9 protein-coding genes are annotated in these 25,926 nt (G+C 72.9%); 3 read left to right on the forward strand and 6 right to left on the reverse strand.

Annotated elements, in window-relative coordinates; translation table 11 throughout:
- Position 1: 1 nt before the first annotated feature.
- On the reverse strand, positions 2-6,100 hold the full coding sequence (locus QP939_RS05280; protein WP_491624969.1) for an SDR family NAD(P)-dependent oxidoreductase: 6,099 nt from the start codon (positions 6,098-6,100) through the stop codon (positions 2-4).
- Positions 6,085-17,274 carry a type I polyketide synthase gene (locus QP939_RS05285; protein WP_285459662.1) on the reverse strand — a complete coding sequence of 3,730 codons (11,190 nt, stop codon included), beginning with the start codon at positions 17,272-17,274 and terminating at the stop codon, positions 6,085-6,087. The genes QP939_RS05280 and QP939_RS05285 overlap by 16 nt, the downstream gene beginning before the upstream one ends.
- A 251-nt stretch (positions 17,275-17,525) precedes the next feature.
- Between QP939_RS05285 and QP939_RS05290 the strand changes: the two genes are divergently transcribed.
- The gene (locus QP939_RS05290; RefSeq protein WP_285455409.1) at positions 17,526-18,938 is read left to right on the forward strand and encodes a class I adenylate-forming enzyme family protein; all 1,413 of its coding nucleotides are present in this window, start codon (positions 17,526-17,528) and stop codon (positions 18,936-18,938) included.
- Positions 18,935-19,837 carry an ACP S-malonyltransferase gene (locus QP939_RS05295; RefSeq protein ID WP_285455410.1) on the forward strand — a complete coding sequence of 301 codons (903 nt, stop codon included), beginning with the start codon at positions 18,935-18,937 and terminating at the stop codon, positions 19,835-19,837. The genes QP939_RS05290 and QP939_RS05295 overlap by 4 nt, the downstream gene beginning before the upstream one ends.
- Here the strand turns inward: QP939_RS05295 and QP939_RS05300 are convergent.
- Both QP939_RS05300 and QP939_RS05305 read right to left on the reverse strand, forming a co-directional pair.
- Positions 19,834-20,529: a response regulator transcription factor gene (locus tag QP939_RS05300; RefSeq protein ID WP_285455411.1), complete on the reverse strand. Its 696-nt coding sequence runs from the start codon at positions 20,527-20,529 to the stop codon at positions 19,834-19,836. The genes QP939_RS05295 and QP939_RS05300 overlap by 4 nt on opposite strands.
- Positions 20,522-21,676: a sensor histidine kinase gene (locus tag QP939_RS05305; RefSeq protein ID WP_285455412.1), complete on the reverse strand. Its 1,155-nt coding sequence runs from the start codon at positions 21,674-21,676 to the stop codon at positions 20,522-20,524. The genes QP939_RS05300 and QP939_RS05305 overlap by 8 nt, the downstream gene beginning before the upstream one ends.
- A gap of 95 nt (positions 21,677-21,771) precedes the next feature.
- Here QP939_RS05305 and QP939_RS05310 point away from each other — a divergent pair, with 95 nt between their 5' ends.
- Positions 21,772-22,521 (forward strand): carbon-nitrogen hydrolase family protein, encoded by a 750-nt coding sequence (locus tag QP939_RS05310; protein ID WP_285455413.1) that lies wholly within the window; start codon positions 21,772-21,774, stop codon positions 22,519-22,521.
- Positions 22,522-22,602: 81 nt separating this feature from the next.
- Here QP939_RS05310 and QP939_RS05315 read toward each other — a convergent pair whose 3' ends face one another.
- Together QP939_RS05315 and QP939_RS05320 are read right to left on the reverse strand one after the other, a co-directional pair.
- A complete protein-coding gene (locus tag QP939_RS05315; RefSeq protein ID WP_285455414.1) occupies positions 22,603-24,660 on the reverse strand; it encodes a hypothetical protein in 2,058 nt (685 codons plus the stop codon).
- The gene (locus QP939_RS05320) at positions 24,657-25,646 is read right to left on the reverse strand and encodes a hypothetical protein (RefSeq protein ID WP_285455415.1); all 990 of its coding nucleotides are present in this window, start codon (positions 25,644-25,646) and stop codon (positions 24,657-24,659) included. Before QP939_RS05320 ends, QP939_RS05315 begins: the two co-directional genes overlap by 4 nt.
- Between the last annotated feature and the right edge of the window lie 280 nt (positions 25,647-25,926).

Raw genomic sequence — 25,926 nt, forward strand, 5'->3', positions numbered from 1 at the left:
GTCAGGACCTTCCGAATTCCTTGGCGATGATGTCGAGCAGCTCGTCGGCCGAGGCGTCGTCGACGTCGTCGGCCTCGTCGCTCCCGGACCAGCGGTCGAGCAGGGCCCGCAGGCGCGCGGTGACCTCCGCGCGGTCCTCGTCGCCGCCGGGGCCGGCCAGCGCGGCTTCGAGGGCGTCGAGCCGGGCCAGCACCGGGGAGCCGGCGACCTGGTCCGGGGCCAGCTCGGCGTGCAGCAGCCGGGCGACGTGCCGCGGGGTCGGGTGGTCGTAGATCAGCGTCGCGGGCAGCCGCGCGCCGGTCCGCGCGGTCAGCCGGTTGCGCAGCTCGACCGCGGTCAGCGAGTCGAACCCCTGGGTCTTGAACGGCTGGTCCAGGTCGGCCGCGTGCGTCTCGGCGTGGCCCAGGACGTGGTTGACCTGCGCCGCGACGATCGTCTCCAGCAGGTGCAGCTGCTGGTCCGCGTTCAACGTCGCCAGTTGCTCGGGCAGCCCGCCGGTGGTGACGGCGGTGTGCGCGTCGGCCCGCTTGGCCGTGGTCAGCGCGCGGAACAGCGGCTCCGGCTGCGAGCCGACGGTCAACGCGATCGGCACGTAGTGCGGGTGCGTCGAGGTCAGCGCCGCGTCGAGCAGCCCGAGGGCGTGCTCGGCGGTCAGCGGGCGCATGCCGTCGGCCGCCATCCGCGCCCGCTCGGCGTCGCCGAGGTGCCCGGTCATGCCGGACGCGTCGGCCCACAGCCCCCACGACAGCGACAGCCCCGGCAGGCCCTCGGCCCGGCGACGGCGGGCCAGCTCGTCGAGCCACGTGTTGGCCGCGGCGTAGTTGGCCTGGCCCGCGTCACCCAGGACGCCGGCCGCCGAAGAGAACAGCACGAAGTGCGAGAGGTCGAGGTGCCGCGTGGCCTCGTGCAGGTGCGTGCCCGCGATCACCTTCGGGCGCAACACCTTCGTCAGCTGCTCGGGCGTGAGGTTGACCGACAGGCCGTCGTCGAGGACGCCCGCCGTGTGGAACACCGCGCCGATGCCGGGGTGCGCGGCGAACAACACGCGCACGGCGTCGCGATCGGCGACGTCGCAAGCGAGGATCTCCACCGACTCGGCACCGGCTTCGAGCAGCTCGTCGCGGAGTCCGTCGTCGAGGCCGCGGCGGGAGGTGAGCACCAGGTGCCGGACGCCGTGGTTGCCGACGAGGTGCTTGGCCAGCAACGCGCCGAGCGTGCCGGTGCCGCCGGTGACCAGCACCGGACGGCCCGGGTCGAGCGGCTCGGGCAGGGTCAACGCGACCTTGCCGACGTGCCGGGCCTCCCGCACGAACCGCAGCGCCGCCCGCGCCTGCTGCATCGGCCACGCCCGCACCGGAAGCGGCGTCAGCACTCCTTCGGTGAACAGCGCGTGCAGCTGCGTCAGGATCTCGTGCAACCGCTCGGGCCCGGCCTCGATGAGGTCGAAGGCCCGGTAGGACACGCCGTCGTGCGCGGCGGCGACGGTCTCCGGGTCGCGGATGTCCGTCTTGCCCATGTCGACGAACCGGCCACCGGGGCGCAGCAGCCGCAGCGACGCGTCGGTGTGCTCGTGGGCCAGGGAGTTCAGGACGACGTCGAGGCCGCCGCTCACCTCGCGGAAGTCGGCCTCGAAGTCGAGGGCCCGCGAGTTGCCGATGCGTTCGAGGGGGATGCCGAGGGCGCGCAGGGTGTCCCACTTCCCCGGCGACGCGGTCGTGAACACGTCCGCGCCCCAGTGCCGGGCCAGCTGCAGGGCCGCCAGCCCGACACCGCCGGTGGCCGTGTGGATCAGCAGCTTCTCGTCCGCGGCCAGGTTCGCCAGGTCGGCGAGGGCGTAGAAGGCGGTCAGGAACGCGACCGGCGTCGACCCGGCCTGCTCGAACGTCCAGCCGTCGGGGACCGCGACGAGCAGCCGCGCGTCCGTCACGGCCTGAGCGCCGAAGGTGGCGCACTCGGTGAACAGGCCCATCACGGCGTCGCCGACCCGCACGGACTCGACGCCGGGACCGACCTCGACGACGACGCCCGCGGCCTCGCTGCCCGGCACCGCGTCGGGGTCGGGGTACATGCCGAGGCCGATGAGGACGTCCCGGAAGTTGACGCCCGCCGCGCGCACGCGGACCCGGACGTGCCCGGGCTCCAGGGGCGCGGTGGCGACGTCGTAGGGCACGGGTTCGGCGGTGGAGCCGATCCGCCAGCCGCCTTCGGGGAGGGTGAGTTCCGCGCCGACGCGGCCGAGCCGTGGCACCCGCGTCACCCCGTCGAAGACGCCGACGACGGGCTCGTCGGTGGCCAGGGCCGCATCGTCCACTTCGGACCAGTCGGTGACCAGCAGCGAGACGCGGCCCGGGTATTCGGCGGCCACCGTGCGGACCAGGCCGGGCAGCCCGGCGGTGTCGAGGGTGTCGGCGCATTCGACGACCAGCCGCGCGTCACCCGGCGCGGCCAGCCACTCCTGAATCCGCCGCAGGGTCGCCGCGATGACGTCGCTCGCGTCGCCTTCGGGCGCCCGCCACCGCACGGTTTCGGTGTCCAGGGGCTGTGAGCCCGACGCGGGGGTCCAGTCCTGCCAGTCGACGCGGTACATCGCGTCCCGCAGCCGCACGGCCGGACCGGTGGCCTGGGCGGGCCGCGAGATCAGCTCGTCGACCCGGGCGACCGGCGCCCCGGCGGAGTCGGCGACGGTGACGCTGACGCCGTCGTCGCCGGTCGGGGCGACCCGGACGCGCAGCGCCCGGGCCCCGGTGGCGAACACGGAGAAGCCGCGCCAGGAGAAGGGCAGCCGGGTGGTGCCGTCGCCGTCCAGCTCGGCGGTCTGCACGGCCGCGTCGAGCAGGGCGGGGTGCACGACGAACCGGTCGACGGGCTGGTCGTCGGGCAGGACGACCTCGGCGAACAGCTCGTCGCCGCGCCGCCAGGCCCGCCGGAGGCCCTGGAACACGGGTCCGTAGCGGAGCCCGGCCTCGGCGAGCGCCGGGTAGAACGCGTCGACGTCGACGGGGAGCGCGTCCCGCGGCGGCCAGACGACGAGCCCGGTGTCGGCGGCCGCGGTGCCCTTGACGAGGGTGCCTTCGGCGTTCTGGACCCAGTCGTCGTCGGCGGCGCGGGAGTGGAGGGTGAAGGCGCAGCGGCCGCTGTCGTCGGGGGCCTGGACGGTGACCTGCACTTCGGCGGGCAGCGCGAGGGGCGCGTGGTGGGTCAGCTCCTCGACGCGCGGGCAGCCGAGCTGGTCGCCCGCGTGCACGGCCATTTCCAGCATCGCCGCGCCGGGCAGGATCACGGTGTCGCCGAGGGCGTGGTCGGCCAGCCACGGCTGGGTGGCGGGCGAGAGCCGTCCGGACAGGTACACCGCGCCGGTGTCCGCCGCGTGCAGGACGGCGCCGAGCAGCCCGTGCCCGGCGGACGCGTCTCCCCCGGACTCCAGCCAGTAGCGCTGGTGCTGGAAGGCGTAAGTGGGCAGGGGGACCCTCTTCGCGCCCTCGAACAGCGGTGTCCAGTCGACGTGGCCACCGCGGACGTGCAGCTCCGCGAGCGCGGTCCGGAACCGCTCCTGACCGCCGTCGCGACGGAGGGTCGCCAGCACCGGCAGGCCCTCAGCCGCCTCTTCCAGGGGCGCGCCCAGCACCGGATGCGGACTCACCTCGAGCACGTGGGTAAATCCCTGCTTCAGCGCCTCGACGACGGTCGGGAAGAACTTGACCTGGCTGCGCAGGTTTTCCAGCCAGTAGTCCCCGGTCAGGGTCGCGGTGTCGATCGCTTCGCCCGACACCGTCGAGAAGAACGGGATCTCCGTGCTGTCCGGCGACACCGGCTTGAGGTCTTCCAGGATCACATCAGCCAACTGGCTGACCTGCGGGTGGTGCGAGGCATACGAAACATCAATGCGCCGGTAGCTCTCACAGCGCTCGGCAAGATCGTCCAAAGCCGACACATCACCGGACACAATCACCTGCGCCGGACCGTTCACCGCCGCAATCGCCAGCTTGTCGCTGATCAGCCCGGCAGCTTCCTCGGCCGAGACCCGGATCGAAGCCATCCCGCCCAAGCCCTCGAGCGCCCGAAGCGCCTTCGCACGCAACGCAACAACCCGAGCGCCGTCCTGCAACGACAACGCACCCGAGACCGTCGCGGCGGCGATCTCACCCTGCGAGTGACCCACCACCCCGGCTGGCTCGACGCCATAAGAGCGCCACAATGCGGCCAGCGACACCATCACAGCCCACAGCAGCGGCTGCACAACGTCGACCTGGCCGAGGGCGGACTCGTCGGCCAGCTTGTCGAACACCGACCAGTCCACGAACTCGGCCAAGGCCGCGTCGCACTCGCGGAGCCGCTCGGCGAACACCGGCTCACGCTCGGCCAGATCCAGGCCCATCCGCAGCCACTGCGAACCCTGACCCGGGAAGACCATCAGCACCCGGCTCGGCCCAGAGCCCGCACCGACCAGGTCGAGATCCTCGAGCCCGGCCAGCAGCTCGTCCCGATCCGACGCGACGACCGCACCCCGGTGCGCGAACAGACTCCGGCCCGCAAGAGAGAACCCGAGGTCACCCAGGGAGAATTCCGGGTGCGCCAAGACATGGGCTCGCAACCGCGCGGCCTGGTCCCGCAAGGCCTCCGGCGTACGCCCGGACAGCACGAACGGCACCGCATCGGCTCGTGAGTGGATAACAGTGTTAGAACACTGTTTTTCACTCACGACCGCCGGGGCCTGCTCGAGGATCACGTGCGCGTTCGTGCCGCTGATCCCGAACGACGACACCCCCGCCCGCCGTGGGCCCGAAGAGTCCCACGGACGGGACTCCTGCAGCAGCTCCACACCACCGCCGTCCCACTCGATCTTCGACGACGGCCTCGACGCGTGCAGCGTCCGCGGCATCACCCCGGCCCGCAACGCCTCCACCACCTTGATCACCCCGCCGACACCAGCAGCCGCCTGCGCGTGCCCGATGTTCGACTTCAGCGAACCCAGCCACAGTGGACGGTCCGCCGGACGATCAACCCCATAAGTCGCCTGCAGCGCCTGAACCTCGATCGGGTCACCGAGAGCGGTCCCCGTGCCGTGCGCTTCCACCAGGTCGACGTCGGCGGCGGACAAGCGAGCGTCTTCGAGAGCCGCCGTGATCACGCGCTGCTGGGAAGGACCGTTAGGAGCGGACAGCCCGTTCGACGCGCCGTCCTGGTTCACCGCCGAACCGCGCACGACGGCGAGGATCTCGTGGCCGTTCCGCACGGCGTCGGAAAGTCGTTCCAGCAGCAGGAAACCGGCACCTTCGGAGACCCCGAAACCGTCGGCGGAATCCGAGAACGCCTTGCTACGACCATCGGGCGCGACCGCGCGCTGCCTGCTGAAGTTGACGAAGGAGCTTTCGCTGGCCATGACCGTCGCGCCCCCGGCCAGCGCGAGGGTGCAGTCCCGGTTGCGCAACGCCCGCACCGCGAGATTCAGAGCCACCAGCGACGACGAACACGCCGTGTCGACCGACACCGCGGGCCCTTCCAGCCCGAGGGTGTACGAGATCCGCCCGGACGCCACGCTGCTGAGGTTCCCGTTGTCCACATAGCTTTCCAGCTCACCCGGCACCGACGGGAGCCGGTCGGCGTAGGAGCTGTGGATCACGCCGACGTACACGCCGGTCGGGCTGCCCTTCAGCGTGACCGGGTCGATGCCCGCGTTTTCCAGGGTCTCCCAGGCGACTTCGAGGAGCTGCCGCTGTTGCGGGTCCATCGCGAGGGCTTCACGCGGGGAGATGCCGAAGAACTCGGCGTCGAACCCGTTGGAGCCGTGGAGGAAACCGCCGGTGCGCACGTACGACTTCCCGGCCGCCTCCGGGTCGGGGTCGTACAACGCGTCGGCGTCCCAGCCGCGGTCGGCGGGGAACTCGCCGATCACGTCCGCGCCGTCGGCGACGAGCCGCCACAGGTCCTCGGCGGAACCCACGCCGCCCGGGAACCGGCAGCCCATGCCCACGATCGCCACGGGTTCGTGCGCAGCCGCGCGCAGCTGCTGGTTCTGCTGGCGCAGCCGCTCGGTCTCCTTGACCGACGCCCGGAGTGCGGCGACGACCTTCTCCTCGGGAGCAGTCATGAGTTCTCGGATCCCTCCATCGCCAACGCGATGAGTGCGTCGGTGTCCATGTCGTCCACGTTCGCCGCCGGCGCGGCGAGGCTCGCGCCGTCCGGTTCCTCGGCCAGGCTCAGCAGAGCGTCGAACAGCCCGATCTCCCGGATCCGGGACACCGGCACGTTCGCCAGCACCTCCTGCAGCCGCCGCTTGTCTTCGTCGTCGGCGGTGAGCGGCTCCTGCTCCGGCGCGAGCATCTTGTGCAGCAGCCGCGTGATGTGCCGCGGGGTGGGGTGGTCGTAGATCAACGTCGCCGGCAGGTGCGTGCCGGTCTGCGCGTTCAGGCGGTTGCGCAGCTCGACCGCGGTCAGCGAGTCGAAGCCCTGCACGGTGAACGGCTGGTCCGGGTCGACCGCGTGCTCCTCTGCGTGCCCGAGCACGAGGTTGACCTGCGCGGCCACGAGCTTCTCCAGCAGCTGCAGCTGTTGCTCGGCGTTGAGCACGGAAAGCCGTTCGGTCAGGCCGTCTTCCGCGGCCGCCGAAGTGGTGGCCTGGGCCCGCCGAGGCTGCACCAGCGCCCGGAAGATCGGCTCGGCCTGCGTGCCGACGTTCAGCGAGATCGGCACGTAGTGCGGGTGCGTGGACGTCAGCGCGACGTCCAGCAGGCCCAGCGCGTGCCCGGCCGAGAGCGCCCGCATGCCGTTCGCGGCCATCCGGTCGTGGTGGACGTCGTCGAGGTGCCCGGTCATCCCGGACTCGTCGGCCCACAGGCCCCACGACAGCGACAGCGCGGGCAGGCCGAGTGCCCGCCGGGCCGCGGCCAGCTCGTCGAGGTAGGTGTTGGCCGCCGCGTAGTTGGCCTGCCCGGCGTCGCCCAGCACGCCCGCCGCCGAGGAGAACAGCACGAAGTGCGACAGGCCCATGTCCAGGGTCAGCTCGTGCAGGTACGTCGCCGCCTGGACCTTCGGCGCCAGCACCCGACGCACCTGCTCGGGGGTGAGGTTCACCGAGAGGCCGTCGTCGAGCACGCCCGCCGTGTGGAACACCGCCCCGACCGGGCCGGTCTGCTCGAACAACGCCGCCAGGGAGTCGCGGTCGGCGACGTCGCAGGCCACGACGGCGACCGACTCCGCACCGGCGTCGAGGAGCTCGTCCCGCAAGGCCGCTGCCCCGACCGCGCCCAGACCCCGGCGCGAGGTGAGCACCAGGTCGCGGACGCCGTACTCGGTGACCAGGTGCCGGGCCAGCAGCCCGCCGAGCGTGCCGGTGCCGCCGGTGACGAGCACCGGGCGGTCCGGGTCGATCTCCTCCGGCAGGGTCAGCACGACCTTGCCGATCTGCCGCGCCTCCCGCACGAACCGCAGCGCCCGCCGCGCCTGCTGCATCGGCCACGCCTTCACCGGCAGCGGCAGCAGCACCCGCGCGGTGAACAGCTCGTGCAGCGCGGTGAGGATGTCGTGGATCCGGTCCGGCCCGGCCTCGATGAGGTCGAACGCCCGGTACTTGACCCCGCGGTGCTCCTTGGCGACGACGTCCGGGTCGCGGACGTCGGTCTTGCCCATGTCGACGAAACGGCCGCCACGCGGCAGCAGCCGCAGCGACGCGTCGGTTTGCTCGTTGGCCAGGGAGTTCAGCACGACGTCCATGCCCGCGCCGCGCGTGGCGGCGAGGAACTCGGCCTCGAAGTCCGCGGTGCGCGAGTTCGCCATCCGCTCCCGCGGCACGCCGAGCGTGCGCAGGACGGGCCACTTGCTCGGGTGCGCGGTCGTGTAGACCTCCGCACCCCAGTACTGGGCCAGCTGCAACGCGGCCATGCCGACGCCGCCGGTGGCGGTGTGGATGAGGATCCGCTTGCCCGCGGCCAAGCGGCCGAGGTCGTGCAGGGCGTAGAACGCGGTCAGGAACACGACCGGGGCCGCGCCCGCCTGCTCGAACGACCAGCCCTCGGGCACCGGGACGACCAGCCGGGCGTCGGTGACCGCGTGCGAACCGAAGCCGGAGCACTCGGTGAACAAGCCCATCACGGCGTCGCCGGGTTCGACCGAGCGCACGTCCGAGCCGACTTCCAGGACGACTCCGGCGGCTTCGCTGCCCATCATCGCGCCTTCGTCGGGGTACATCCCGAGGCTGATCAGCACGTCCCGGAAGTTCACGCCCGCGGCGCGGACCGCGATCCGCACCTCGCCCGGGCCCAGCTCGGCGGTGGCCGCGGCCGACGGGACCAGGCCGACGCCGTCGAGGGTGCCGTGGCCGTCGGAGGCGACCGACCAGGCTTCACCGTCCGGGATGGCCAGCTCGGAAACCGTCCGTTCGAGGCGGGGTACGCACACGACGCCGTCACGCAGGCCGACGACGTTCTCGTCGGTGGCCAGCACGGACATCAGCGCGGGGACGTCGACCGCGCCCTTGCCGCGGACGTCGAGCAGCACCAGGCGGTCCGGGAACTCCGTGCTCATCGACCGGATCAGACCCGCGACGCCGGCGACGGCCGGGCCGCCCCAGCACACCACGACCAGCCGCGTGCGCTCGGACTGCGGCAGCGCGAGCCACCGCTTCAGCCGCAGCAGCACCGCTTCGACGAGACGGCCCGCGGTTTCGGCCAGCTCCGGGCCGTCGTCGAGGCCGACCGGGCGGCGCAGCAGCGACGCGGTGTCCCACAGCACCAGGTCCGGCGTCTCCCGCGTGACGGCGACTTCGTCCCAGCCGCGGTAGAGAACGGGTTCGCAACCCGCTTCGGCGAACCACGCCCGCAGGCCGCTGGTGTCGTCGAGGATCCCGAAAGCCGGTTTGTCGACCACGACCGTCGAGCCGCTTTCGGCCGTCCACTCGGGCCAGTCGACCTGGAACAGGCTGTCGCGGATGTTGACCAGCTGGGACAGCGCCTGCGTCGGCAGCGCGCGGGAAACCAGCGCGCGGACGTCCAGCACGGGCGTCCCGGCCGGGTCGAAGGCCGTGATGGCGACGGTGTCGTCCGCGCTACCGGTGAGGCACACGCGCAGCCGCCGGGCGCCGCTCGCGTGCACGGTGACGCCCTGCCAGGCGAACGGGATCGCGGTGTCCTCGCCCGGGTTCGCCAGGCTGATGACGTGCAGGGCGGCGTCGAGCAACGCCGGGTGCAGCAGGAAGCCGTCCTCTTCCAGGGAGTCCGCGAGGCTGACGTCGGCGTACAGCGCGTCGCCGTCGCGCCACGCGGCTTCGAGGCCCTGGAACATCGCGCCGTACGCGTAACCCTGACCGGCGAGGACGTGGTACGCGTCGGTCGTGTCGATCCGCCTCGCGCCCGCCGGCGGCCAGGTGGCCGGGGCCTGGGGGCGCTCGGTGGCTTCGCGGCACAGCAGACCGGAAGCGTGCAGCTCCCACTCGCCGTCCTCCTCGGGTCGCGAGTGGAGGGTCAGGCCGCAGCGGCCGTCGTCGTCGGGCGCGGTCACCATCAGCTGGACGACCACGGACCCGGTGCGCGGCAGCAGGAGTGGCGCGTGGTGGGTCAGCTCCTCCAGGTGCGGGCAGCCGATCTGGTCACCCGCGTGCACGGCCATGTCGACCATCGCCGCGCCGGGCAGGAGCGGGGTGTCGCCGAGCGCGTGGTCGGCCAGCCACGGCTGGGTGGCCAGCGAAAGCCGGCCGGACAGGTAGACCGTCCCGTCGCCCGCGGCGTGCATGACGGCGCCGAGCAGCCCGTGCCCGGCCGGGGCCAGCCCGACGGTGGCGACGTCTTGGGTACCCTGGCGCGCGTCGAGCCAGTAGCGCTCGTGCTGGAAGGCGTACGTCGGCAGCGGAACCTGGCGCGCGCCCGCCTTCAGGTACAGCTCGGTCCAGTCGAGGCTGCCCTGGCCGACGGTGAACTCGGCCACCGACGTCCGGAACCGGCCGGGTCCGCCGTCGCCGCGACGCAGGGTCGAGAGGACCGGGATGCCTTGCGCCGCTTCTTCGAGGGGCGCGCCGAGGACCGGGTGCGGGCTGATCTCCAGGACGTGCGTGAAGCCGTCCTGGAGCGCCTTGACGACGGTCGGGTAGAAGCGGACCTGGTTCTTGAGGTTCTCCAGCCAGTACTCGCCGGTCAGCGCGTTCGTGTCGATCGCTCGGCCGGAAACCGTGGAGTAGAACGGGATCCCGGTCGACGTCGGCGTGACCGGGGCGAGGTCACCGAGGATGACGTCGGCCAGCTGCCCGACCTGCGGGTGGTGCGACGCGTACGACACGCCGATCCGGCGGTAGTGCGCGCCTTCCTTCTCACAGCGCGCGGCCAGTTCGTCCAAAGCGGACACATCGCCGGAGACGATCACCTGCGCCGGACCGTTCACCGCCGCGACAGCCAGCTTCTCACCCCACGGCGCGATCAGCTCGGCGGCGCGTTCGGCGGACACGAGGACCGACGCCATCCCGCCGATGCCTTCGAGGGCCCGCAACGCCTTGGCCCGCAACGCGACCACCCGCGCGCCGTCACTCAGCGACAGCGCGCCCGACACGGTCGCGGCGGCGATCTCACCCTGCGAGTGCCCCACCACTCCGGCAGGCTCGACCCCGTACGAACGCCACAACGCGGCCAGCGACACCATCATCGCCCACAGCAGCGGCTGAACGACGTCCACCTGGCCGAGCGATTCCTCGTCGGCCAGCTTGTCGAACACCGACCAGTCGACGAACTCCGACAGGGCGGCGTCGCATTCGCGCAGCCGCTCGGCGAACACCGGCTCGTGCCCGGCCAGTTCCAGTCCCATGTGGACCCACTGCGAGCCCTGGCCGGGGAACACCATCAGCACGCGGGCGTCCCCGGAACCGGAGCCGGTCACCGCGGACTCCCCGCCCGAGGCGAGATCCGCGAGGCCTTTCAGCAGCTCGTCGCGGTCGGCGGCCACCACAGCGCCGCGGTGCGCGAACGCCGTCCGCCCGGTCGCGAGCGAGTAACCGACGTCGGCGACGGAGAGATCCGGGTGCGCCAGGACGTGCTCCCGCAACCGCGCGGCCTGATCCCGCAGGGCCTCCGGAGTCCGCCCGGACAGCACCACCGGCAGGACGACGCGCGTCTTGAATGACTCATTCAAGTCTTCGGAGGTCCTGAATGACTCATTCAAGACCGCCGGGGCCTGCTCCAGGATCACGTGCGCGTTGGTGCCGCTGATCCCGAACGACGACACCGCGGCCCGGCGCGGCCGGTCCGACAGCCAGGGCCGCGGCTCGCGCAGCAGCTCCACGCCACCGCCGTCCCACTCGATCTTCGACGACGGCGTCGCCGCGTGCAACGTCTTCGGCAGGACCCCGGCCCGCAACGCCTGGACCGCCTTGATCACGCCGCCGACGCCCGCGGCCGCCTGCGCGTGCCCGATGTTCGACTTGAGCGAACCGAGCCACAGTGGACGGTCGGCGGTCCGGCCGACGCCGTAAGTGGCTTGCAGCGCCTGGACTTCGATCGGGTCGCCCAGCGCGGTGCCGGTGCCGTGCGCCTCCACGAGGTCGACGTCGGCGGTGCTCAGCCCGGCGTCCTCCAGCGCGGCGGTGATCACCCGCTGCTGCGACGGGCCGTTCGGGGCCGTCATGCCGTTCGACGCGCCGTCCTGGTTCACCGCGGACCCCCGCACCACGGCGAGGATCTCGTGGCCGTTGCGCTGGGCGTCCGAAAGCCGTTCCAGGACCAGCACGCCGACGCCCTCGGCCCAGCCGGTGCCGTCGGCGTCGTCGGAGAACGCGCGGCAGCGGCCGTCCGGGGCGAGCCCGCGCTGACGGCTGAAGTCGACGAACACCTCGGGCGTGGACAGCACGGTCACGCCACCCGCCAGGGCCATCGTGCACTCCCCGCGGCGCAGCGCCTGCGCGGCGAGGTGGAGGGAGACCAGCGACGACGAACACGCCGTGTCCACCGAAACGGCGGGCCCTTCGAGGCCGAGCGTGTAGGCGATGCGGCCGGTGAGGACGCTGGCGGCGCTGCCGTTGCCGAGGAAGCCTTCCAGCTCCTCGGGCACTTCGCGCAGCCGTGCCGCGTGGTCGTGGTACATGATCCCGGCGAAGACGCCGGTGCGGCTGCCCTTGAGGCGGCTCGGGTCGATGCCCGCGTTCTCCAGGGCCTCCCAGGTCACCTCCATGAGCTGGCGTTGCTGCGGGTCCATGGCCAGCGCCTCGCGCGGCGAGATGCCGAAGAACCCGGCGTCGAACTCCAGGGCGTCCGGGAGGAAACCGCCGTTGCGGACGTACATCTTGCCGGGTGCGGCCGGGTCCGGGTCGTAAAGCGCGTCGAGGTCCCAGCCGCGGTCGGCCGGGAAGTCGCCGATCGCGTCGGTGCCGTCGGCGACGAGCCGCCAGAGGCCGTCGGGATCGGTGACCCCGCCGGGGAAGCGGCAGCCCATGCCGACGATCGCGATCGGCTCGTCCGCGACCTTGGTCGTGACGGCGGCCGTGACGCGCGTCCCGGCCTCTTCGGCGAGGTGGGCGGCGAGCGCGGCCGGGGTCGGGTAGTCGAAGACGAGCGTGGCGGGCAGCCGCTTGCCGAGGGCGGTGCCCAGACGGTTGCGCAGCTCGACGGCGGTCAGCGAGTCGAACCCCAGCTCGGTGAAGGCCTGGTCGAGCTCGACGGCCTGCGGCGCGGAGTGGCCCAGCACCGCGGCGACGTGCTCGCGGACCAGGTCGGTCAGGTCGGCGGGGCCGGTTTCGGCGACGGGCGCGACCTTCGGCGTCGCCCGGACGAGCCCGCGCAGCAGCGGCGGGACGTCGTCCTTCGCGCGCAGGGCCGGGTAGTCCAGGATCACCGGCGCCACCACGGGATCCGCCGCGCCCAGTGCCGCGTCGAGCATCGCCAGCGCGCGGTCCGTCGGCAGCGGGGCGATCCCCGAGCGCCGCAGCCGGGCGTGGTCGGCCTCGCCGAGCCGCGCGGTCAGGCCGCTCGCCTCTTCCCACAGACCCCACTGCAGCGACAGCGCGGGCAGCCCGGTGGCGCGGCGGTGCTGGGCGAGGGCGTCGAGGAACGTGTTGGCGGCAGCGTAGTTCGCCTGCCCGGCCCCGCCGAGCAGCGCGGCCGAGGAGGAGAACAGCACGAAGGCGTCGAGCGGCCGGTCCTTCGTCAGCTCGTGGAGCGCGAGGGCCGCGTCGACCTTCGGGGTGAGGACCTTCGCCAGCCGTTCGGCGGTGAGCGAGCCGAGGACGCCGTCGTCGAGGACGCCCGCCGCGTGCACCACGGCGGTGAGCCGCGGGATGCGGTCGAGGGCGGCGGCGAGGGCTTCGCGGTCGGCCGCGTCGCACGCGACGACGTCGACCTCGGCGTCGAGGCCCAGGTCCGGGGCCTTTCCGGTGCGGGAGACCAGCACCAGGTGCCGGATCCCGTGGCGCCGCACGAGGTGCCGCGCGACCAGGCGGCCGAGCACCCCGGTGCCGCCGGTGATGAGGACGGTGCCGTCGGGGTCCAGCGTCGTCGTGTCCTCAGTGGACGGTGCCCGGCCGAGCCGCGGCACCAGGGCGACGCCGTCGCGCAGGGCGAGTTCGGTCTCCCCCGCGGCGACGGCGGCCGCCACCGCGGCGGGCAGGGCGGCCCGGCTGGCGGCGCTGCCGTCGGTGTCGACCAGCACGATCCGGCCGGTCTCCTCGTCCTGCGCGGACCGCACGAGCCCGGGAACGGTGGCCTGCGCGAGTCCGGGGACGGCCTCGTCGCCGACGGCGAGCGCGCCGGTGGTGAGCACGACCAGGCGCGAGTCCGCCGTCCGCGGGGTCGCCAGCCAGGAGGTGAGCAGGCCCAGGACGTCGGACGCGGCCGCGTGCGGGCTGTTCGCGCCGACCGGGGAGAGCACGAAGTCCGGGATCTCGGACAGCAGCAGAGCGGGCAGATCCGGGTGCGCGGGCTCGCCGAGCGTCGCCCAGGTGCCGGTGGCCTCGGCCGCGGTCAACGGCTCCCAGTGGGTGGTGAACAGGTCGTCGGAGATGGCCGAGACCGGCCGCAGGGTCAGCGACTCGACGGCGGCGATCGGCTTCCCGGCGAGGTCGGCGACGGCCAGGGCGACCGTGTCGGCGCCGGTCCGGGTCAGCCGCACCCGGGCGCGGGTCGCACCGGTCGCGTGGACGGTGACGCCGCTCCACGAGAACGGCAGCCAGGCGCGGCCGTCTTGGCCGAAGGCGCCTTCGAACAGCTCGAGGGCGTGCAGGGCCGCGTCGGAAAGGGCCGGGTGCAAGGCGAAACCACCCGGGACGCCGTCGGGGACCGCGACTTCGGCGACGACCTCGTCACCGGTGCGCCACGCGGCGGTGAGCCCGCGGAAGGCGGGGCCGTAGCCGAGACCGGTGTCGGCGAGGGCCGGGTAGACGTCGCTGATGTCGAGAGCGCCTTCGGTGGGCTGGGGCACTTCGACGGCGTCGACGGGCGCGACGGCCAGTGTCCCGGAGGCGTGGTGCGTCCACGGCCCGTCCTGTCGCGAGTGGACGGTGAAGGGGCGCGTCCCGTCGTCGTCCGGCTCGCCGACGGTGACCTGCACGGTCACGCCCGGCTCGGGCAGCACGAGCGGGGCGTGCAGGGTCAGTTCGGCCACGGCGCGGCAGCCCGCCTGCGCGCCGGCCTGCACGGCCAGCTCGAGGAAGGCGGTGCCGGGCAGGACCACGACGCCGTGGACGCAGTGGTCGCCGAGCCAGGCGTGGGTGCCGAGTGAGAGCCGCCCGGTGAGGGTGATCTCGTCCTTCGCGGCGTGGGTGAGGACGGTCTCGAAGAGCGTCCCGCGCGGCCCGGTGGCGTCGAGCCAGAAGCGTTCCCGCTGGAAGGCGTAGCCGGGCAGCCGCACGTGCCGCACGTCGCGATCGCCGTGGACGGCGCGCCAGTCGACCTCGCCACCGCGGGCGAACAGCGTGGCGAGCGCCTCGATCGGGTCCGGCCCGAGTTCGAGGACGTCGCGCACGCCGTGCCGGTCCAGCCAGCCGGCTTCCGGCTGGACCGGCTCCGCGAGCCGCGCCCAGTGACCGGCGTCGGCGAGTTCGGCCGCCGTCACCTCGTCACCGGTCGTGACGTCGAGCACCGGCCCCCGCTGGGGATCGAAGGACAGTGCCCGGGCGAGCCTCCGCAGCTCGTCTTGTCCCGCGCCCCTGGCGATGGTGCCGGCCAGTGCGCAGGCGTCTGAAAGTGAGAGCACCCCGGCGACGTGCGCCGCGGCGAGTTCCCCGATCCCCAGCCCGGCGACGACGTCCGCGCGCACGCCCCAGTGCTCGAAGAGCCGGTACCGGGCGACCCCGGCGGCGAAGGTTTCGGCGAGGGGGTGCGGGGTGTCGAGCTGGATGTCCAGGTGGGCGCGGGCCTCGGCGAGTGCTTCGGCGAAGACGGGGTGGTCGATGTCCGACGGCCGGTCACCGGGGAAGAGGACGGCGAGACCGCCGTCGGTGGCGCGGCCGCGGATCAGTCCGGGAGCGTCTTCGCCGGTGGCGAGAGCGCGAAGCTGGGCGCGCGCGGTGGCGAGGTCGGCGGCGACGAGGACGGCGCGGTGCTTGAGCGCGGCCCGGGTGGTGCCGAGCGCGACGGCGAGGTCGGCGAGGGGGTAGCGATCGAGGTAGTCGTCGAGGGCGGCGGCCTGCGCCTTGAGGGCGGCAGGGGTCTTCGCGGAGATGGGCAGGAGGTAAGGACCGGAGGATTCACCTTTCAGTTCTGTCGGCTTCTCCTCCGGCGCCGCCTCCAGGATCACGTGCGCGTTGGTCCCGCTCATCCCGAACGACGAAACCCCCGCCCGCCGCGGCCGCCCCGTCTCCGGCCACGGCCGCGCTTCGGTCAGCAGTTGCACGCCGCCGCCGTCCCACTGGACGTGCGGGGTCGGCTCGTCCACGTGCAGCGTCCTCGGCAACGTGCCCTCGCGCAGGGCCAGCACCATCTTCACCACTCCGGCGAGCCCGGCCGCCGCCTGAGTGTGGCCGATGTTCGACTTCACCGAACCCAGCCACAGCGGCCGCTCCGCCGGGCGCCCGGCTCCGTACACACCCTGCAGCGCGTTCGCCTCGATCGGGTCGCCGAGCAGCGTCGCCGTTCCGTGCGCCTCGACCGCGTCCACCTCGGCCGCCGGGAGGCCCGCGTCGGCGAGCGCCTGCTCGATCACCCGCTGCTGGGCGGGCCCGCTCGGTGCGGTGAGCCCGTTGCTCGCGCCGTCGGAGTTGACCGCCGTGCCGCTCACCACCGCCAGCACCCGGCGCCCCTGCGCCCGCGCCTCGGACAGCGGCTGCACCACCACCGTCGCAACGCCCTCGGCCCAGCCGGTACCACCCGCGTCGGCCGCGAAAGCACGGCACCGGCCGTCCGACGACAACGCCCGCTGACGGCTGAACGACAAGAACCCACCCGGGCTCGACATCACGGCGACCCCGGCGGCCAGCGCCAGCCCGCACTCGCCACGCCGCAGCGCCTGCACCGCCAGGTGCAACGCCACCAGCGAAGACGAGCACGCCGTGTCGACGGTGATCGCGGGCCCCTCCAGGCCGAGCGTGTAGGCGATCCGTCCGGAGGCGACGCTGCCCGCCGTGCCGATGTCGAGGTAGCCTTCGGCGCCGTCGGCGTCCTCCAGGCGCGGGCCGTAGTCCTGCGCCTCGGCCCCGACGTACACGCCGGTGCGGCTGCCGCGCAGGCCCGTCGGGTCGATGCCCGCGTCCTCCAGCGCGTGCCAGCTGCTCTCCAGCAGCAGCCGCTGCTGCGGGTCCATCGCGACGGCCTCACGCGGGTTGATGCCGAAGAACGCCGCGTCGAACTCGGCCGCGTCCGGCAGGAAGCCGCCGCGACGCGTGTACGTCGTGCCGGGCCGGTCCGCGTCCGCGTCGTAGAGGGCGGCCAGGTCCCAGCCGCGGTCCGCCGGGAACTCCGACGTCGCGTCCGTGCCGTCCGCGATCAGCCGCCAGAACTCCTCCGGGGTCGAAGCGCCGCCGGGGAAACGGCAGCTCATGCCGACGATCGCGATCGGCTCGCCGTCGAAGGACGACGTCTCCACCGGGGCCGGGGCGCTGCCGCCGAGCAGGCGTTCCTCCAGGTACGCGGCCAGCCGTGCCGGAGTCGGGTGGTCGAACGCGAGGGTCACCGGGAGGCTCAGGCCGGTCTCCTCGACCAGCCGCGCGTGGAGCGCGACCGCCGCGACCGAGTCCAGGCCGAGGTCCAGGAACGACCGGTGGACGTCGGACGGCGGCTCCTCGAGCACCGCGGCCAGGTGCGTCCGCACGAATTCGCCGAGCACGCGGGAACGGTCGTAGGCGGAAAGGTCTCCGAGGTCCCGGATGGGGTTCACCATTTTTCCCTCGTTCTCCAGCGATCGTTTTCCCGGCGGGAATCGGCGGGAATTCCCGCACCCTCCGGGGAGGCTACCGACGCGCGGCGGCCGCACCCACCCCTAACCGCCCCTAGCTTCGGCTCGTCGGAAGCGGTCCCGACCTGGCGATCCACCCCCTATTGGCGGTCCGCGCGAGATAGGGGTGGTGGGTGTTCGCCACCCATTCCTATATTCGAGCCGCAGCCAATTCCCACCGAAAGGACGGGCCGATGCCGTCGAAACTCTTTGCCGCGGACTCGGTGCAGACCCTCGAGGAGTTCGAGTCGCGGGCACTGGGCGTGGCCGACGCGCTGGGCGCGCGGGGACTGCTGCCCGGCCACCGGGTGATGCTGAAGGCCGGCAACTCCGCCGGCTACGTGACCACGCTGTTCGCCCTGATGCACCTGGGCGTGTCGATCGTGCTGGTCGACCCGCAGGAAAAGGCGCAGCAGACGCAGGAGATCATCGACCGCGCGCGCGTCCGGATGTCCATCGTGGACGACGACGCCCCGCTGCCCGACGGCGAAACCCCCGTCTACCTGTACGAACTGCTCGCCGACGCGGTGCCGGCCGAGCCCGGCGAGCGGCTGAGCTTCGACCGGTGGGGCGAGCTGCCCGACAGCATCATCATGTGGTCGTCCGGCTCCACCGGCTCACCCAAGGGCATCGTCAAGAACGGCGCGCGGTTCCTCAAGAACATGCGGCGCAACGCCGAGCAGGTCGGGCACCGCCCCGACGACGTGCTGCTGCCGCTGCTGCCCTTCTCCCACCAGTACGGCATCTCCATGGTGATGATCGCCTGGCTGACCCGCTGCTCGCTGGTGATCGCCCCCTACCGGCGGCTGGACCGCGCGCTGCGGATGGCCGGCCAGTGCGGCGCGACCGTCGTCGACGCCGCCCCGACCACCTACCAGAGCATGCTCAACATCGTCCGCAAGCGCCCCGAGGCCCGCGCCGCACTGGCCAAGGTCCGGATGTTCTGCAGCGGCGCCGCCCCGCTCGACAGCCCGGTGGTCGCCGAGTACGAAGCCGAGTTCGGCATGACCCTGCTCGACAGCTACGGCAGCACCGAGCTGGGCAACCTCGCCTTCGCCACGCTGGACAACCCGGTCGGCACCGGCCAGGTGATGGACGGCATCGGCGTCCAGGTCGTCGACGACGACGGCCGCGAGGTCGCCGCGAACGAGATCGGCGAGGTCGTCATCGACTGCCCGGACATGCTCACCGGGCTGCTCGGCGACGACGGCGCCATCACCCCGGTCCCGCAGGGCTGGTACCCGACCGGCGACTTCGGGTACCTGGACGAGCACCGGAACCTGTTCATCGCCGGCCGCAAGGCCGCGGTGCACCGCATGGGCTACACGCTGCACCCGGAGATCATCGAGCGGAAGGTCGCCGCGCGGGGCTGCAGCACGCGGATCATCTCGCTGCCGGACGAGCGCAAGGGTGCCCAGCTGGTGTTCTTCGTCGCCGACCCGGAGCGGCGCGAGAGCGGTTACTGGCGCGAGAAGCTGACCGAGGTGCTGCCCGCCTACGAGCAGCCGAACCGCGTCGTCGTCGTGGACCAGTTCCCGGTGAACCGCAACGGCAAGCCGGACAAGAAGCACATGGAGGAGCTGGCGAAGGCGGGGCTCGACGGATGAGCACCGCGTTCGTCTTCCCGGGCATGGCGCCGAGCAAGTTCGCGGAGCTGACCAAGTTCCTGGTCCTGGACGCCCGGGCCCGGCGGCGCGTCGCGGAGGCCGACGATGTCGTCGGTTACTCCATTTTGGACGCCTACGCCGAGAGCGAGCACGACTACTCTCCCGCCGCGCAGCTGGCCTTCCTGGTCAGCTGCGTGGCGCTGGCCGACGCGATCGACACGCGGCCGGACGCGGTGACCGGCCTGAGCTTCGGGCAGAAGGCCGCCGCGGTGTACTCGGGCGCGCTCACCTTCGCCGACGCCGTGCGGCTGACCGCCGTCCAGGCGGACTGCGAGGCGGAGTACTTCGCCTCGCAGCACCAGGACGTCGTGACGCACACGGTCATGCGCGTGCCCGAGGACGGCTGGCGCACGGTGCTCGGCGAGCTGACCTGGTACGAGATCTCCGGCGTCGTCGACGACGGCTTCCACCTGGTCTCGCTGCGCGAAGGCGAGCTGGCCGGGTTCACCCGCCGGATCAGCGAGGTGGGCGGCTATTCGCTGTACACGATGCGGCCGCCGGTGCACGCGCCCGCGTTCGAGGCGTTGCGGCACCGGGCTTCGGCGGCGGGCTTCGGCGACTGCCCGCTGCGGGACCCGGAAATCCCGCTGGTGTCCGATCAGGACGGTGCGGTGGTGACCACCGCCGACGGCGTCCGCGCCATGCTGCTGGACACCTTCGACCGGCCGATCGGCTGGCCGTCGGTCACCGCTTCGCTGCACCGGCTCGGCGTCACCGAGCTGCACTTCTGCGGGACGGACAACCTCTTCAGCCGGGTCCCCCGGGCGAAGGAGTTCCGGCTCCACGCGCACAACCCGAAGCTCGCGCTGCGGCCGCGCCGGGAAGCCGTTCCGGCCTAGCGCGACTTCGGCTCCCGCTCCAGCCCGTTGCGGACGGCGTAGCGCATCGCCTCGACGCGGTTGCGCACGCCGATCTTCGCGAACGCGTTGTTGATGTGCGTCTTCACCGTCGCCTCGCCGATGAACAGCTCGGCCGCGATCTTGCCGTTGCTCAGCCCGGCGGCGATCAGGCCGAGCACCTCGGCCTCGCGCGCGGTGAGCCCGTCCGGCAGGCCTTCCTTGTGCGGCACGGGTTTCGCCGCGCCCTGGCCACCCGAGTCGAACAGCGCGCTGACGACCTGGCGCGAGACGTCGGCGCCGAACGTGAGCTGCCCGGCGACCACCGCCCGCAGCGCGGACCCGATTTCACCGCGGCCCGCCTCCTTCGTCAGGTATCCGCGGGCCCCGGCGGCGAGCGCGCCGGCGATCGACTCGTCGTCCGAGTAGGTCGTCAGCACGACGACGGCGACGTCCGGGTGCTCCTGCGTGATGCGCTTGGTCGCCTCGACCCCGCTCATCACCGGCATGTTGAGGTCCATCAGCACGACGTCGAGCGCGTCGAGCCGTCCGATCAGGTCGAGCGCCTCGGCGCCGTTCGCGGCCGAGCCGACCACCTCGACGTCGTCGAGCAGGCTCATCAGCGCGACCAGGCCTTCCCGCACGATCTGCTGGTCGTCGACCACGATCACCTTGATCGTCTGCGGCTCACCCATGATCCCCTCCGTCGGGTTCCGGCACTTCCGCGAGCACCTGCCACTCCCCCCGCTCCGGCCCGGCACACAGCCGGCCACCGACCTGGGCCAGCCGTTCCCGCATCCCGGTGACGCCGAAACCCTTCCCCTGCTTCGGTTCGCCGTCCAGCGGGTTGCGGACGGCGAGGCGGACCGACTCCGGCTCGAACCCCAGCACCATCGTCACCGGACGGCCGGGCGCGTGCTTCGCGGCGTTCGTCAACGCCTCCCGCGCCGTCGCCACGAGGCAGGCTACCACCGGGAAAGCGGGTGCCCGGACCTCGCCTTCGGTCCGGAAGGACACTTCGGTTTCGTTCATCTTGCCGTGCCGCTGCGCGAGATCCGCCAGCGCCTGCGCGAGCGGCGGGACGTCGGCGCGCAGCGCGGCCACGGCGTTGCGGGCCTCGGCGAGCCCGTCCACGGCCAGCCGCCGCGAGACCAGGATCCGTTCCAGCGCCTGGCCGTCTTCGTTCTTCTCCATCAGCGCCTCGGCCAGCTCGAGCTGCACGACCAGCGCGCCAAGGGAATTCGCGAGCACGTCGTGGATCTCGCGCGCGATCCGCGTGCGTTCGTCGAGCGCGGCCGCGCGCGCCTGCTCGGCCTGCGCGCGTTTCGTCTGCTCCAGCAACGCCTGCGTCTGGGCGAGGTGGATCCGGTACTGCCGCCGGTTCAGCCCGAACAGGAGGATGATCACCAGCCCGAGCGGGTTGCCGAGGGTTTCGCCGAGCGAGACGTCGGCGAGCAGGCCGCCGAGCACGCACAGCGCGATGTCGGCGCACCCGGTGGCGACGATCACCCGCACGCGCGGGGTGGTCAGCGCGGCGAACCGGCCGAGCATGACGACGCCGATGACGAGCGCGGAGGTGTCCGAGGCGAGGCTGATGACGGGCGCGACGACGGTGGCCCCGGCGGCGAGCAGCCCGGCGGCGGTCCGCGGGAGTCGTTCGTGGACGAGCAGGAACCCCACCCAGCACGCGGCGGCGGCGCCGTAGGCCGTCCACACGAGTGGCTGGGTCTCCGCGGTGGTCAGCAGCGTCGCCAGGATCACGACGGACCCCAGCAGCTGCACCACCAGCCAGCCCGGCGCCACGTTCTCGGGGAGCCTCAGGCCGCGGAGCACCTTGTCCATGACCAGCAGTCTGCCGCATGATCGCCCGCCCGGCCCCCCGTGGTGGGGCAGAGTAGGGGTTGTCGGGTTTTCGCCGCCGCGCTTACGCTTGGGCGGTGAAGATCGCCTGCTGGGAGGCCGCACCGGGCGGCATCTCCCCGGCCGGGCTGCGCGCGGTGGCCGCCCGCGCGGCGGCGGCGGGAGCGGCGCTGCTGGTGCTGCCCGAGCTGTCCGGCACGGGCTACCTGGACGACCCCGCGCGCCTGCGGTCCCTCGCCGAGCCGCCGGACGGGCCGCACTGCCGTGAGGTCTCGGCGATCGCGGCCGAGACGGGGATCGCGCTGGTACACGGGTGGGCCGAAGCGGACGGTCCGCACGTGTACAACTCGGCCCGCCTGGTCGGCGGGGACGGCCGCGAGCTGCTGCGCTACCGCAAGAGCCACCTGTACGGGCCGATCGAGCGCGCGGCGTTCGACCCCGGTTCCGACGGCGTGGTGCAGACGTCGTTCGACGGCGTCACGGTGGGCGTGCTGATCTGCTACGACGTCGAGTTCCCCGAAGCCGTGCGAGCGCACGCGCTGGCCGGGACGCAGCTGCTCCTCGTGCCGACGGCGTTGATGGAGCCGTGCGGCTTCGTCGCGACCGGGCTGGTGCCCGCGCGGGCGTTCGAGAACCAGCTGTTCGTCGCGTACAGCAACTGGGCGGCTCCGGCGTTCTGCGGCCTGAGCCGCGTGGTCGGCCCCGACGGCCGGGTCCGCACGGGCGACGGTCCGTTGCGGATCGCCGAGATCGACCTGGCGGAGATCCCGCCGGCTCGGCAGCTGAGCCCCTACCTGGCCGACCGGCGGCCGGAGCTGTTCGCCTGAGACGTCCACTGTGGACGTCGCGGGCGGCTCGAGTTTCGTGGGTGTGGTGGCCCCCTCGCCGTTCGGGGGCCACCACACCGTTCAGGCCGGCATGCTCTGTTTTTTCAGGGCCGCCTTGTACTGTGCCGACTTCGGTGCCGTGGTTTTGGCGGTTTGGGCTTTGGTGCGGGGTGTCTTGCCCGCGTCCTGACGGTCTCGTTTGCTGATCTGGTCCTGCTTGCGGACGGCCACCTCGCGGCTCGACGGGACGTGCACCTTCTTCTTCGGCGCGCCCGCGTCCTGGCGGTCGCGCTTGTCGAGCTGCTCCTGCTTCCGGACCGCCACCTCACGACCCGTCGGAACGTGCACCTTCTTCTTCGGCGTCCCCATGTCCTGACGGTCACGCCGGTCGAGCTGCTCCTGCTTCCGGACCGCCACCTCCCGCGGCGTCAACGGCCGCTTGAGCGTGCCGTCCTGCCGATCGCGCGCAGCGAGCTGATCCTGCTTCCGGACCGCCAGCTCCCGCGGCGTCGGCACCTTCACCGGGTAGTGCAGGCGGACGTAGTCCTCCCACCACGTCCGGATCGGGTTCACTGCCTCGGCGTAACCGCCGTCGACCTTGACGATCTGCGGGCGGTAGGTGCGTGCCAGTGCCTCGAGGAACGTCTTGCGCTTGTGCGGGTCGGGCAGGTGGTACTTGATGATCGCGTTCTCCAGCCACCGCACGTTCTCCGGGTCCCCGGTCATCTCGGCGTCCTGCAGTCCTTGGGCCAGGCCGAACGCGGTGGGCAGGTAGGGGTTGTCGTGGATCTCCTTGTACGAGTACGGCGGCGCGACCCCCTGCAGCATCCCCATCCCGGCCCGCACCTGCACGGCACTGCGCATCGCCGAGAAGCTGCTCAGCCGCGACGGAACCACGGGATTCCTGCCGACGGCCGTGGCCGGTTCCGGGATGGGTTGCCGCGCGCCACCGGTGCCGTCGCGCGAGGTGGGCTGTTTCGGCGTGACGGTCTTCGGCGGATCGTCGGGATCGCCCGGCCCGCCGTGCCGCCGGACCTCGTCGGCGAGCTGCCGCTGGGCCCGCTTGGTGGCGGCGGCCAGTGTCGCCCGGTGCCGGGCGGCTTCCTCGCCGGTCCGCCGGACGCGGGCATCCCGCACGATCCGGCTGCCCTTCTTGCCGGAGGACTCCCGGGTCGCCTCCGCGGCGGGTTCGACGTCCCGCCGGGCCGCCTCGTGCGCCTGCTCGGCGCGGTGGACGTTCTTCTGTTCGTCCTGGACGTGATAGCGCACGTACGAGGCCTCGTACCGCTTGGCCTTGGCCCGGGCGGCCGCGGCTTGTTCGCGGGCGACGTCGGCCCGCTCGGCGGCGGCATCGGCCTCGGGGTGGCCGGCGCGGGCGAGTCGCCGGGCGTCGGCCGCGAGGGTCCGGGCGTGCTGTTCCTTGGCCTTGGCGTCGGCGACGACCTTGGGGGCGTCACGGGCTTCCCGCTGCGTCCGCCGGTCGACCTTGCCCTGGGCGGCGCGATTCTCGGCGCGCTGGTCCCGGTTGCGCACCCAGTTGCCGACACCGGAGGCGGTCAGCCCGACGAGGGTCGCCAGTCCGGACAGGGTGAGGTCCCCCGAGACCGGCATCGAGACGGCGGGCTTACCGGGGACCTGCCCGACGAGCTGGCCCGCTTGCCGCGCCGCCTTCGTGGCGTCCTGCATGGTCTTGGTGAACTTTTCGATCTTCTCGCCGAGCGGGGCGCCGTGTTCGGTGCTCGCGTCGGCGGTCTTCCTGGTCCGCCGCTTCCGTTCGTCGGACCGGGCCGGGAGATCGCCGTCGGGGTCGGCCCTGGGCAGGTACCGCTTGCGGTCGGGATCCCAGCGGTAGTTGTCGGGCAGGTCGTCGGGCACGGACGAGTCGTAGTCGGCGTAGGCGCGCAACGCGCTGGGCGGGATCGGCACGCCGAGCTGCTTGCCGTTCTGGTAGAAGCGGACGTTGCCATCGGCGTCGACCCGGGCCTCGAACCGCTTGTCCCCCGGAACATCGACGGCCGCGAGCCGCGCGACGGCTTGCTCAGGGGACGGCGGCGCGGACAGCCCGGAGACGAGTACGGCGGCGGAGAGCAGCCCCGCCGCGACGGCGGTGCCCGGCAGGGGTTTGAAGAGCGGGTTCATCGCTCACCCGCCGGGAGGTCGCCATCCGCGGAGCCGTGGAACGGAATGCCCTCGTGGTCGGTGCTGGACGCGGCCGCCGAGCCGGTGGCCGTCCGCTCCTCGCGGTCGTCTCGCGATGCCTCCACGGAGTCGCGGTCGTGCTTCGCCTTCGCGTGCCCGCCGCGGGAGACCTCGATCGGCTCGCCGGTCCGCGAACCGCCGCCGTGCTTCACCCCCGCATGCCCGCCACGGGAGCTTCCGGCCGCCTTGCCAGGCCGCTTACCCGTCGGCTCGGCGGCCTTCGAGGGCGCGGGTGCCACCTCGACACCCGCGCCTTCGGTCCCGGCGAACGCCTCGGGTCCACTCGCGGTCGGCGGCTCGGCGGGTTCCGGCGCGCCGGCCAGGGCGATCGAATCGTCGCCCGCGGTGGACGAACCGGGCTGCCCCGCAGCGGCGAGCGCGGTCGGCTCGCCGAAGAACGCGGGCGACCCATCCGGAACGGCAACCAGCTCCGGCTCACCCCGGTCGGCGAGCGACTCCGGCTCGCGCGAGGACACGGCCGACTGGCTCCGACCGGTGAACAACTCCGGCCCCACCTGCGAATCACCCCGGCCGGCGAGCCGCTCCGGCTCAGCCGACCAGTCCTGACCGGCGAACAGCTCCGGCTCACCCCGGTCGGCCGGCAACGTCGGCTCACCCCGCGCGAAATCCTCCTCCCGCGCCGCGAGCGGCTCCGCCGCCGAGAACGCGGCCGGTTCGCCCCCGGCCTCGGCCCGCGACGCCGACGGCACCTCACCCGGCCCGGTCCCGGCACGCGACCCCGGCACCCCGCTCAGCCCGGCCCCGGCGCGCAAGGCCAACGGCAGCTCGACCGGCCCCGCCGACGCAGCCACTCCTCCGCGGGCCCCCGAACCGGGCAGCGGATCCGGCACCACGACCACCGGCCACGGCGGCGCACCCGCGCCGCCCGACGCGACCGCCGGCCGCACCGGCGCAACCGGTGCCACCGGGACCACCGGGGCCGGAGCAGCCGGAACATCAGGCGCCGCGGGAACATCAGGCACCTCGGGCTCCCCCGGCGGCACCTCCACCCGGTACCCCTCGGCATCGAGATAACTCTCGATCAGCTCCTTGACCCCATCCGGCAGCTGCCCCGCGGCGAGCTGCGTCGCGGCTGGTGATCCGTCATCACTTCCTGTGATCAAACTTGCCGTCAAGGCTCCCAGAGCGGCACTTCCCGCGAAGCCCGCCCAGACCCATGGGCGGCGGCGGCGAACCGGGCGGAAC

This window comes from Amycolatopsis nalaikhensis (assembly GCF_030264295.1).
Classification (GTDB): domain Bacteria; phylum Actinomycetota; class Actinomycetes; order Mycobacteriales; family Pseudonocardiaceae; genus Amycolatopsis; species Amycolatopsis nalaikhensis.